Annotated in this window: 14 protein-coding genes; 7 read left to right on the top strand and 7 right to left on the bottom strand. The window is 56.2% G+C overall.

Annotation, left to right across the window (positions count from 1 at the left end):
* Positions 1-8 precede the first annotated feature (8 nt).
* Positions 9-986 carry a thiamine-phosphate kinase gene (gene thiL / locus QMF38_RS11155; RefSeq protein WP_058094271.1) on the bottom strand — a complete coding sequence of 326 codons (978 nt, stop codon included), beginning with the start codon at positions 984-986 and terminating at the stop codon, positions 9-11.
* A 164-nt stretch (positions 987-1,150) separates the two neighbouring features.
* Between thiL and QMF38_RS11150 the strand changes: the two genes are divergently transcribed.
* Together QMF38_RS11150 and QMF38_RS11145 are read left to right on the top strand one after the other, a co-directional pair.
* Positions 1,151-1,780, top strand: a complete 630-nt coding sequence (locus QMF38_RS11150; RefSeq protein ID WP_058094272.1) for a DedA family protein — start codon at positions 1,151-1,153, stop codon at positions 1,778-1,780.
* On the top strand, positions 1,777-2,007 hold the full coding sequence (locus tag QMF38_RS11145) for a DUF1450 domain-containing protein (RefSeq protein ID WP_198146625.1): 231 nt from the start codon (positions 1,777-1,779) through the stop codon (positions 2,005-2,007). Before QMF38_RS11150 ends, QMF38_RS11145 begins: the two co-directional genes overlap by 4 nt.
* Before the next feature lie 67 nt (positions 2,008-2,074).
* Here QMF38_RS11145 and QMF38_RS11140 read toward each other — a convergent pair whose 3' ends face one another.
* Positions 2,075-2,293 (bottom strand): DUF2922 domain-containing protein, encoded by a 219-nt coding sequence (locus QMF38_RS11140; RefSeq protein WP_058094274.1) that lies wholly within the window; start codon positions 2,291-2,293, stop codon positions 2,075-2,077.
* 35 nt (positions 2,294-2,328) lie between these two features.
* Entirely contained in the window at positions 2,329-2,604 is a 276-nt protein-coding gene (locus tag QMF38_RS11135; protein ID WP_058094275.1) for a DUF1659 domain-containing protein, read from the bottom strand.
* A gap of 148 nt (positions 2,605-2,752) precedes the next feature.
* Here QMF38_RS11135 and QMF38_RS11130 point away from each other — a divergent pair, with 148 nt between their 5' ends.
* From QMF38_RS11130 to QMF38_RS11110, 5 genes are all read left to right on the top strand, one after another.
* Positions 2,753-4,414: a spore germination protein gene (locus tag QMF38_RS11130; RefSeq protein WP_232302188.1), complete on the top strand. Its 1,662-nt coding sequence runs from the start codon at positions 2,753-2,755 to the stop codon at positions 4,412-4,414.
* Positions 4,415-4,426: 12 nt separating this feature from the next.
* Entirely contained in the window at positions 4,427-5,587 is a 1,161-nt protein-coding gene (locus QMF38_RS11125) for a Ger(x)C family spore germination protein (protein ID WP_281759465.1), read from the top strand.
* Between the two features lie 41 nt (positions 5,588-5,628).
* On the top strand, positions 5,629-5,820 hold the full coding sequence (locus tag QMF38_RS11120; RefSeq protein ID WP_058094277.1) for a hypothetical protein: 192 nt from the start codon (positions 5,629-5,631) through the stop codon (positions 5,818-5,820).
* Between the two features lie 18 nt (positions 5,821-5,838).
* Positions 5,839-7,095 carry a GerAB/ArcD/ProY family transporter gene (locus QMF38_RS11115; RefSeq protein WP_281759464.1) on the top strand — a complete coding sequence of 419 codons (1,257 nt, stop codon included), beginning with the start codon at positions 5,839-5,841 and terminating at the stop codon, positions 7,093-7,095.
* A 113-nt stretch (positions 7,096-7,208) separates the two neighbouring features.
* On the top strand, positions 7,209-8,780 hold the full coding sequence (locus tag QMF38_RS11110; protein ID WP_281759463.1) for an HD-GYP domain-containing protein: 1,572 nt from the start codon (positions 7,209-7,211) through the stop codon (positions 8,778-8,780).
* Here QMF38_RS11110 and QMF38_RS11105 read toward each other — a convergent pair.
* The 4 genes from QMF38_RS11105 to QMF38_RS11090 form a co-directional block, all read right to left on the bottom strand.
* On the bottom strand, positions 8,753-9,490 hold the full coding sequence (locus QMF38_RS11105) for a gamma-glutamyl-gamma-aminobutyrate hydrolase family protein (RefSeq protein ID WP_058094280.1): 738 nt from the start codon (positions 9,488-9,490) through the stop codon (positions 8,753-8,755). The genes QMF38_RS11110 and QMF38_RS11105 overlap by 28 nt on opposite strands.
* A gap of 31 nt (positions 9,491-9,521) precedes the next feature.
* Positions 9,522-10,772 (bottom strand): adenosylhomocysteinase, encoded by a 1,251-nt coding sequence (locus QMF38_RS11100; RefSeq protein ID WP_058094369.1) that lies wholly within the window; start codon positions 10,770-10,772, stop codon positions 9,522-9,524.
* 94 nt (positions 10,773-10,866) lie between these two features.
* Positions 10,867-11,217 carry a type II toxin-antitoxin system PemK/MazF family toxin gene (locus tag QMF38_RS11095; protein WP_040290409.1) on the bottom strand — a complete coding sequence of 117 codons (351 nt, stop codon included), beginning with the start codon at positions 11,215-11,217 and terminating at the stop codon, positions 10,867-10,869.
* A gap of 4 nt (positions 11,218-11,221) precedes the next feature.
* Positions 11,222-11,494, bottom strand: coding sequence for a CopG family ribbon-helix-helix protein (locus QMF38_RS11090; RefSeq protein ID WP_232302189.1), 273 nt, complete (start codon positions 11,492-11,494; stop codon positions 11,222-11,224).
* Positions 11,495-11,581 lie beyond the last annotated feature (87 nt).

Here is an 11,581-nt window from a genome sequence, read left to right as displayed (position 1 = left end):
CTCCATTTCTATCGCGATGTAAAGTGGTTGTATCCCTTTGCTTCGACGACCTCCAGCCCACTCGCTGTCCGCATGACAACGCCATCTCCGTCTTCACAGCGCCCGATAGCTGTCACCGGCACATTGTACAGATTTGCGGCTGCGAGCAAGCGCGCAAACGCCTCGCGCGGGGCGGCGCCGACGAGTTCGTAATCCTCGCCGCCGTACAACGCATAGTCGACGGCCGGCCGGCCTGCAAAGCGTGCATACTCCTTGACCTCTGGTCGAATGGGCAGCTGATTCTCGGCAATCACACAGCGAACGCCGCTCGCCGTTGCGATTTCGTTCAACTCGCTCGCCAGACCATCGCTTACGTCGTTTAAGGCGGAAACACCTGCCCGCGCCGCTGCAAGGCCCAAACCGACACGCGGAGTCGGCCGCTGATGACAGCGTGCTAATGCCGCCTGTGTCACCGGTGACGCACTGTACTTCCCTTGTAACACGTCCAATCCAGCCGCTGATCCACCGAGCCATCCGGTGACAAACAGGATGTCTCCAGGTCTCGCGCCGCTGCGCAGGATGGGGCGCTCTGCCTTGCCGACAAGCGCGATGGAAACGGTGAAAGGTCCTGACGTCGAAACGACGTCACCGCCGACGACGCTACAACCAAACTCGGAACAAGCCTCTGCCAGCCCATCGTAAAGCTCCGCCAACTCCGCTTCACGCCAGCTCGGCGACACCGCCAGCGTCACCGTCGCCCACAGCGGTTCGCCGCCCATCGCAGCAATATCACTGATGGAGACGGCGAGTGATTTGTAGCCCAGATTGTGTCGAGTTATGGTCGACTCCAAAAAGTGAACACCTTCAACCAGTGCATCGGTCGTCAGCACGAGTTGACCTCTTGGCGGCGTCACCACCGCGGCGTCGTCGCCAGCCGCGACAACGACATCGGGGCGTGGTACAGGCAAGCGCTCTAGCAACGCGCGAATGAGCGCAAATTCGTCCATCTTCGATGCCTCCAACGGAGCCCCCGCCTTAAGCAGGAGGCGTGATCGCATCCATTCACATTGGCTTCATGATAGCAATTTTGTGGACGAATTGCTTGTGACGGCGCATGTGTCGGTGCACTTGTCCATAGACATGAAAAAGGATTGGCAAGCGAGGTGGGCGTATGGAGTGGATTCCGCAAATACTTCAATATGTTACCGCCGGCCTGGTATATCTCGGATATCCCGGCGTGTTTGTGGCGATGGTGATGGAAGGGCTCGGACTGCCTTTCCCGGGCGACGTGTTCCTCGCATTTTACGGATACTCGGTGGCTGAACACAGCATGCATGGCATCACCGTGTTTTGCTTTGGCACGCTCGGTTATTTCACCGGCGTATCCATCGTGTTCTTACTCACGCGCCGATTCGAGAAGGTGTTGTTGCGGCCCCTGTACCAGATGCGGCTACTCAACGAAGCGCGCTTGCAGAACACCGGCGGACTCATGGATCGCTATGCGGCCCTCGTCCTTATTCCTGGCCGCTTTCTCCCGGGTATCCGTTCTCTAAGCACCTATGCGGCCGCACTGAGCACGATGCCATACGCTTCATTTGCACTGTATTCCATCGTCGGCTCCATCGTTTGGTGTGGTGCCTGGCTAGGCCTAGGGTACTGGTTTGGCGAAAATGTCGACGCCATGATGAAGCATGTGCAAACGACACTGATGTGGGTTACCATCGTTCTCGTTGCAGGTGCTATCGCATACTGGCTACTGCGCAAATGGCAGGCCGCATTGGATGTGAGGAACAAAAAGTGAGTGAGCGTGTATTTTGCATCGAATGGTGTGTGAAAAATGAACGGTTTGGCACGCGCGACGCTGTGGAAAGTATCGTCGACAAACCTGTCAGCCACCGCCGTTACGCCTGTCTTGACCTGTGTGAAATCTGTATGCGGCAACCATTTGCCGTGATGGACGATCGCGTTGTCACAGCCGATGATGCGCGGACACTTCGTGAAATGCTCCTTCACCCAAGCCTTGGATGAGATGCAAAAGGCCGACGCGGGCCGTTTCCCCGGCTCCCGTCGGCCTTTTTGCCAAGCACCTAACACGTCAGGATACGCTCGATGTGTCGGTCTGTGTCTGCTCGGCTGGCAAGGCGCTGACAATCTTCCCCTGTGGCATCGCAAAGATCCCCTTACTGACAATCATCTGCGCCGCAGCGTCGACTAACGAGGCCTCCACTGGCTGTTTGGGGCTCGGGATGCTAATGCGAACCTTCTTATTCTGATCTGTCATAAACGCCAAGTGCAATGCGAATTTCGTAGCCATCGATAATCCCCCTCTACGTCACCCACGCGATTGCTTTACGCCGTCGTGCCTGTATTTGTACCTGTCGTGCCACCGGTTTGCCCGGCTCCGCCAGCATCCGACAAAGCGGTGACATCGACGCGCGAAATCTGCATCAGCGGTTCGTCAATCAACGCCGCCAAAGCCTGTCCCACCGCCAAAATGTCGTCGTTTGCCGCGCCAGGCGAGACATACGCGAACTTGTGCACCTTCACCTGTGCCTGTCCGTTTGCCTTTGTACCTGACTGCGTCTGCAACTGAAGCGTCGTTCCCACTGCCGTGGTCTGTGCCATCGTCGTGGCCTCCTTTCTGCACCTGCCATGAAACGGCGGATGCACTCCAGGAAATGCACCACAAACATCGAGATGGGGACAGCCTTTTGTGTATAGTAAAGCCTCCCGAGGGAATTTTATCCCAGAGAGGTATCTGGAGGTGAATACGGTGCGATCGAAGCGAGTCATCCGTCGAATTGGCGATTGGACGCCGCACCATCGGCGAATGCATCTCGACCGTCTAAACGAACCCGTGCTTGCTGACACGATGGCTGTCACTCCGTCCGATCCACCGCCGGCACCGCCAGCTGATTTACTGAAACCCGATCTCGACGCCAACATCGCCCTGCTTCGCGACAAGTTGCAAAACGCGGCTGACGTCGTGTTTCGGCCACTCATCGGCAGCTTTGGCAAACGCGGTTGGATTGTGTACGTCGATGGTCTCTCCGACATGGAACTTATCGACGCTCACGTGCTCAAGTCACTGATTCAAGCAGAGCCCAAAGCGACAGATCCGTCGCGCCCACTCGCCATAACGCTGCCCGAAGAAGCGGCAGAGCAGGTGACAACGGCGAGCGTTAAACCTGTACGTACGCTGTCTGAAGCCGTGGAAGCTATCATCGTCGAGTTGCAGGTGGTTTTGTTCCTTGAAGGCACCGCCACAGCACTCGCGCTGAACGCCGGTGGCGGCGAGAACCGGGCCATCTCAGAGCCCGATGCCGAAGCGGTCGTGCGTGGACCGCGCGAAGGCTTTAACGAAAGCCTGCGCACGTCCATCACACTCTTGCGCCGGCGCGTCCGCACGCCCGATCTCGCCATCGAGACCATGCAACTTGGCACCTATACACAAACCAAGGTCGCGCTCTGCTACATCCGCGGCATTGCCGATGCCGAAATCGTCAGTGAAGTGCGTACCAGACTGAAACGCATCGATACGGACAGCATCATCGACACAGGCTATATTGAGGAATTCATTGAAGACAATCCGTTTTCGCCGTTTCCGCAGATCCAAAACACAGAACGCCCGGATGTCGTCGCGTCGATGCTCGTCGAGGGGCGCGTCGCCATCCTCGCCGATGGATCGCCCTTTGCCTTAATTGCCCCCATCAACTTCTGGGGTGCACTGCAAGCGGCCGAAGACTATTACGAACGGTTCCCAATCGTCAATCTCATTCGCTGGTTGCGTTATTTATTCATGTTCATTGCGCTTTATTTGCCATCCTTGTACGTGGCGATCACGACGTTCCATCAAGAGATGCTGCCAACCAAACTCTTATTGTCGATTGCGGCGGCACGCGAAGTCACCCCGTTGCCCGCGATTGCGGAGTGCCTGTTGATGGAAATCACGTTCGAAGCCTTGCGCGAAGCGGGTATCCGCTTACCGAAGGCTGTCGGTTCTGCTATCAGCATCGTCGGGGCGCTCGTGATTGGCCAAGCCGCCGTGGAAGCTGGCATTGTATCGGCGCCGATGGTCATCGTCGTCGCCATCACCGGTATTGCGTCGTTTGTCATCCCGCGCTATAGCTTCGCGATTGCCATTCGCATCTTGCGTTTTGGCATGATCCTACTCGGCGGCACCATCGGCCTGTTCGGCATCATCGCTTTTACGATTGTGATCATCATTCATTTATCGAGTTTGCGATCCATTGGTGTGCCCTACCTCATGCCCGTATCTCCATTGACGAGAAAGAACATGCGCGACATCGTCTCGCGCCCACCGCACTGGGCCATGCGCTGGCGCCCCATTGAGACGAGCAAACCCAACAGCCAGCGCCAGAGTCAGGCAATGGCACCTGCACAGCGCATGCCGCGCGGCAAACGTCGGATTTAGGGGGAAGTGCCTATGTGGAGGCGATTGGCAACCTGTTTGTCGCTTGTGGCCAGCTCCCTTGTATGCACAGGTTGCTGGGACTCGACCGAGATCGACCGCCTGTCGATTGTCACGATGACAGGTATCGATCTCGCCGAAGACGGCCAGTCTGTGCGCACATCCGTACAAATTGCGCGCGCCAGTGAACTGGGGACCACTGGCGGCGGATCGCCCGCCACGTCGACCGGCAGTGCCAAGGCTTATCTCGTGGAAAGTGGCGAAGGTCCGACAGAGGTCGATGCCGTCTCGAAGGTGATTAGCAAATTGCCTCGCAAGTTGTTTATGGGACATCGGCGCGTCATCGTGATTGGCGAGGATTACGCGCGTCACGGCGTGGGTCAGCTGATGGACGAAGTCGTCCGCAATCCGCAGAGCCGCCTGCGCACCTATGTCGTGGTCGCCTTCCACGAGCAGGCAACCAAGGTGCTGCAAGTGCCGTCAGATCTTAATCGCTTGCCTTCCGATGCCATCGTCGAGCTCGAGCAATCTGGATCTGTGGCCGCCGTGGATGCGCGCAAGTTCACCAAACAACTGACCAGCAAGAGTGATCCATATGCCATGGGCATTCGCATTTTTACCAATGAGATGTCAGAAGCATCAAAAGAAGGGCTGACACTGGACAACATCGCCGTCTTTCAGCGCGAAAAGCTCGTCGATTGGCTCGAGGGACCTGCCGCCAAAGGCTTCTTATGGATTTCAAAAGATCTGCGCCAGGACAACGAGACGGTCATCCTACCTGATGACATTGGCAAAGTCAGCGTACGCCTCGGCAGTGTGCGCACGTCTCACCATGTGACCGTCGTCGGCGGACAACCTGAGCTGAACATCAACCTACACACCATTTTTGACATCAATCAGAACGCTTCACGGCTCAGCCTGTTGCGCTCGTCCGAAATGAGCGTCGTCCGCAGCGCGTTGCGCAATGAAATCAGGTCGCAAGTGGAAATGGCGATGCAGCAACTGCAACGGGATCGCGCAGATCCGCTTGGTGTCAGCAATGAGCTATTCAAATACTACCCTGGCTTATGGCACAAAATCGAACCCGAATGGCGGGAAGTGTACGCCCATATGCCTATCCACTACAACATCGACGTCAACATTCGCAACGCGGGTCTCATGAGCAGTAGTTTGTAGTGCGAAATTCGCGCAGAAGTCGTGCAGAAAGAGTGAAGCCTGTGGCCAACATCGGTAGCATCGTCTTCTTCATTTTCATTTTGGCTCTGATTTACGTGGCCGACTACCGCCCGCATCTGCAATCGGCAAACACGTCCGTGAAAGTGCTGTACACATCGCTATTGTCCATCGGTTTTTTGGCTTGTTTGCTCTATATGTTACACGTTCCTGGCTTTGCCCTACGACTGACCTGATCACAAGGAGGAGCGGCAATGGGAATGCATATGGCGGCACGGGTGACAGGTACGGCACAGGCGAGCGGATCGAACACAACAGGTAATCAGGGCGGAAGCGAAGGAAAATCGCAAGCACAGTCGCAGACGACCATCTCTCTGTTTCAATACTTCATCGTGGTGGTTTCCTCGATCACGGCGTTTGGCCATTTTGTCTACATCCACCTCGCGATGATGTATGCTGGTCGGGATACGTGGATATCGCTCAGCGTGGGCTGTCTCGTCGGCCTTGTCGTGACGTACCTGAGCCTTAAACAGGTAGCTAATCAACCTAAGCTTTCACTCGCTGGGCAAATGAAGGCTGCCTTTGGACGATGGCTCGGCGGTGCCATCACTTCGTTGTACGTCGCGTATTTCCTGTTTATCGTCGCATTGACACTCAAACTGGTGGCCGGCTTTATGACCGTCATTTATCCAACGACCCCATCCGTGACGTTTATCTTCGCCGTACTTGGCATAGGCGCCTGGGCTTGCACGAAGGGCATCGAGGTACTCACGCGAACCATGCAAATCATCCTGCCTTTTCTTGTCGCGATGGGCATTGCCGCCAGCTTGCTGTCGATGAAAGACAAGGATTTTACCGACTTTCTCCCGGTTTTGTACCATGGTTGGCCGCCAGTTCTAGCAGGGAGCATGATTTTTATCGCCATGTTCGCCGAAATGATTGTCTTTCGCACCTTCACACCCCATGTGCAAAGCCCAGCGAAACTGCCTCGCTATGGCATTCTGTTGACCGGTATCATCTGGGTGATGTTTGTCATGCCATCTATTGGCCCGATTGTATTGTTTGGCGAGACGATTGCAAAAAGCCTGGCGTTCCCAACATACACCGAGATCCAATACATTCAAATCCAAAATATCATCGAGCGATTTGACATTTTTGGCGTGTTGCTCTGGACCAACGGCAGCTTCTTTCGCATTGCAACGTATCTGTATGGAGCAACGAGCAGCCTTGGTGAACTGGTGGGCGAAAATGCGACCACATTTGCTGTACCGGCAGCCGTGCTTGCCGCTGGCGGCGCGTTGTACCTGTTGCCGACGACGCGCGAAGAGATTTACCAGTTCCTGAGTACGGCCTACATTTGGATAGCCGTGTTCGCAGGCATTGTCCTGCCCTTCGCCGCTGGATGCATGATGGGCATCCGCAAACTGTTGGCCAAGTCAGGAACTGGTGGTGGGCAAAAAGGCGGATCGGGCGGACGTAAGAAGGGCAAACTTGCCCCTGCCAATAGGTGAGCAGGCCGGCAGGAGTCCGTACAGGGGTGTGGAATAACAAACGTAACGGGCGAGTTTGACATGATTCGGCACACATACCAACCTGTTAAACGTCACCCCGCCAAGGACGGAGGATGTCTGTGCGCAGGAAGCATATGGATAACGGATACCTGCTATTGGTCCGCCAGCTTATCTGCAATTACCTGCTCGGTTCGTTCATCGCGGTCGTTGGCGTCGGCGGTTCCTTGATCTTCTCCACGCTGCACATGACGACAAGCGAGATTCAGGCTATCGCAGAAATCTTGGTTTGGTCACTGGTTTTGACTGTAATCGTGGACACCATCGTCTTTCGCCGACACATGCGGCCTATCCGTGTGGCTCTGGCCACACCTTGCCCTTCCCCGGAACAGTTTGAACGAGCCTATAAGCAGACACTGCGCTTGCCGGTATTGGCCGTCGCACGCGTGATGGGTCCGCATTGGTTGAGCTTTACCGTGCCAGGACTTGTCTGGTCGATATACGACATTCATCAGGGCATCCTGGCACTGCCAATCACCTATGTTGGACTTGCGGCACTTGGCACCTTATTGGTTGCGAGCATGCACGCGGTCACGGAATTCTTCTTGACTTCGCGCAGCACGAGTTCTGCACTCGTCGCACTTCGCCGGCGCTGCCGCAGCCTCTATGGAAAAGACGTGGCCTTAAGTGGCGAAGTCATCGTGCCACTGCGCTCCAAGTTCGCCATGAGTGCCGTTGTCTTTGGCACGCTTCCGATGTTGTTGTTCGGTTTGGCAAACGGCATCCGCTTGCTCGATGCCACAAGCAGTTCGGCGCCATATTGGTCGTGGGCCACAAGCGTTCTGGTGCTGGGTTCCTCATTTTCTGCACTAGGTGGTTGGCTGTTGGCTGCCGACGTGCGCCGCCCCATCAGCCAATTGGAACATTTAATGAGGCGCGTGCGTGAGGGCGATTTGAAGGTGCGTGCGGAAGATACCTACATGGACGAGTTTTCGAATTTGATTCAGGGATTTAATCACATGGTTCAGGGGCTTGCCGAACGCGATATGTTGAATCAACAGCTTGTCGACAGCTATTTCGCAACACTCGCCGCCGCGCTTGACGCGCGCGATCCGTACACCGCAGGACACTCGATTCGCGTGGCTGCATATGCCGAAGCGATTGGCCGCCAGGTCGGTCTTGCCGCAGATGTCATCACGCAGCTTCGCCAGTCGGCCTTGCTCCATGACATCGGAAAGATTGGCATTCGCGATGAGGTGCTCTTAAAAGACGGCAGGCTGACCGACGAAGAATTTGCCGTCATCCAGCAACATCCGGTCATCGGCGAGTCGATTGTGCGTCAAATCCAGCCGGATACGGCAATGAAGCCCTTGCTGCCGGGCATTCGTTCGCACCATGAGCGGTATGACGGCAAGGGATACCCGGACGGTCTTTCCGGTTCGGACATCCCCTTATTCGGTCGAATTCTCGCAGTTGCCGACGCATACGATGCCATGACTTCGGATCGTCCGTACCGCGCAGGCATGGCACCGGAACGCGCCATCGCCATCTTGCTCGACGGTCGTGGAACGCAGTGGGATCCCGTCTTCGTCGACGCATTTGTCGCTGCACAAGAGCATCCAACAGCCGCGTTCGCTGACGCAAACCTGCAAATGACGCGTCAGGTCGCCGCCTCGACCAAGGCCTGAAACAGCCCCAGGGCACCCGCATCTGTGCGCCACATGTTCTCCGGGTGCCACTGCACGGCCATAACCAGCGAGTCGGCAACTGTCCCCTCTATCGCTTCGACAAGTCCATCCGCATCCCAACCGACCGCCTGCAGTCCGGGCGCGACGCTTTTCACGGCCTGATGATGAAAGCTGTTGACGCGCACCACCGTTTCGCCTTGGTAACAAGCCGATATGCGCGATCCCGCCTGCAATCTGACGCTGTGTGTAGCTTCGCCCCGCCCCGCCTTTTGACTGTGTTGCAACTTGCCCTTCCATTGGCGCGGCAGATCCTGATAAAGCGTCCCGCCAAGGGCGACATTCAACACTTGCATGCCGCGGCAAATACCCAAAATTGGTTTATTCTGCGCCCGCATCATGTTAATGAGCGCCAACTCGATGCGATCGCGCGCGGGCTCCAAAGCCCCTAGCCCGATTTGCGGTTCCTCCCCGTAAAGGTTCGGATCGACATCGTCGCCGCCCGTCAACAACAGACCGTCGAGCCGTTCGGCGAGCGCGCCAAGTACCGCTCCATCGCTGACATACGGAATCACAACAGGCACGCCTCCAGCCGCCTCGACGCCCTGAGCATAGTCATCCGACACGGTCACAGCCATTAAAGGCAACCCAGGCAACTGGCTCGGACGCACATGGCGCGATCCCGTCATGCCGATGAGTGGTCGTTGTCCCATCCGTCATCTCTCCTTTTGCCGACGCCAGCCGTTACAACCAACTGTCTAGATACTGCTTCTGCTCCAGCGTGAGTTGGTCAATTTCGATGCCCCAACTGCGCAATCGCATCTGGGCAACTTCGCGATCAATATGTTCTGGGATCCTATGCAGTCCAGGTGCGTAGTTGTTCGTCAGCACTTCGCGCAGACCGAGAGCTTGTAGCGCAAATGTCATGTCCATGACCTCGGCCGGATGCCCGTCCCCCGCAGCAAGGTTGACCAAGCGTCCCTCCGCAATCAAGTACAGGCGACGCCCATCCTGCAAACGATACTCATCGATGTTGGGACGAGCCTGGTGCACAGACACCGAGAGGCCTTCCAGATCTGGTTTGCTGACTTCCACGTCAAAGTGACCGGCATTCCCCAGGATGGCGCCATCCTTCATCCGTTTCATCGCTTCGCCGTGAATCACGTATTTGTTGCCCGTCACCGTGATAAAGATATCCCCATGCGCCGCCGCTTCGAGGAGTGGCATCACGGCATAGCCCTCCATCGCAGCTTCGACGGCACGGATGGGATCCACTTCGCAGACGATGACCTGTGCCCCGAGTCCACGAGCCCGTGCAGCCACGCCTCGGCCGCACCAGCCATAGCCAACGACGACAACGATCTTCCCTGCGATCACGAGGTTGGTCGTCCGCATAAAACCGTCCCACACAGACTGCCCTGTTCCATAGCGGTTGTCGAACAGGTGTTTACAAAGCGCGTCGTTGACACCGAGCATGGGATACTGCAGGATGCCCTCATTGGCCATCGCACGCAAGCGAACAATCCCCGTTGTCGTCTCCTCGCAACCGCCGGCGATACGCTTGGCTTGCTCAGGGCGATCGCGATGGAGAATCGTCGCCAAATCGGCGCCATCGTCGATTAAGCCAACCGGATCGCTATCGAGCACCGCCTGCAAATGCATGTTGTACTCGTTTGCAGTCGCTTTGTGCCACGCGTAAGTATGCACGCCGCGCACCGCCAGTGCGGCCGCCACATCGTCCTGCGTCGATAGCGGATTGCTGCCGGCAATCGCGACTTCTGCACCACCAGCCTGGATGACCAGCGCCAAATAGGCCGTTTTGGCCTCGAGATGAAGGCACATGCCAATACGCTTCCCGGCAAACGGCTGCTCCTTTTGAAACGTCTCTTCTAATTGCCGCAATAGCGGCATATGAGCCTTGACCCAGGCAATCTTCTGTTCACCACTTGCATGTAAACCTATGTCGCGCACCATGGACCGTTGACTCGCCGTCATCTTCTTGTCTCCTTTTGGAACGTAAAAAAGACGGATTGTCATCCGCCCTTTCTCCACAATTTCTATCATTCACTTGGTATCCCTGGCGACACCATTAAAAATCCACAAGGCCAAGGCTGATGAGCAGCCCTTCGTTGACCATTTTCATCATTTCGTCGTCCAGGTGTGTGATTTTGTCTGTCAAACGCTGCTTATCCAGTGTCCGCAACTGCTCGAGCAAAATGACGGAATCCCGATCCAAGCCGTACTTCTCAGCCTTAATTTCGACGTGCGTCGGGAGTTTCGCCTTCTGAATCTGAGCTGTGATGGCTGCGACAATGACTGTGGGACTGAAACGATTCCCGATGTCATTCTGGATGATCAGTACGGGGCGAAATCCTCCTTGCTCCGATCCGACCACAGGTGAAAGGTCGGCGAAGAAGATGTCCCCTCGTTTGACATTCAATCGTTCACACCCCGCTCACTAAACGCTCCACCGTGCCCCCTGCTTCCTGTTCCAAAAAGAACGACTCCGAAGCAATGCGCAGGTTCAAACGCGCCATCTCCTGATACCCTTGCTGCATCTGTTCGCGGATATCGTTGCGGCGATGCGTCAATACATACATACGCAACGCCTCTCGTACAATTTGACTCCGATTGGCGCTGTCTGTACGCGCGAAACCATCCACCTGCTCCAGCAACTGCTCCGGAACATACACTACCATGCGTTTTTTACCGGACACGCGCGGCACCTCCACTGCAATGGCGACACTTTTTCCATCGAGTATTATAGCGATCCGCCATGTGCGAATCAAAATAACTTGGCTGAT

It is taken from the genome of Alicyclobacillus hesperidum subsp. aegles, from assembly GCF_027923525.1.
In the GTDB taxonomy this organism is placed as follows: Bacteria; Bacillota; Bacilli; order Alicyclobacillales; family Alicyclobacillaceae; genus Alicyclobacillus; species Alicyclobacillus aegles.
Note: the sequence above shows the minus strand (reverse complement) of the source record. Positions and strands in the feature narration are given on the sequence as shown.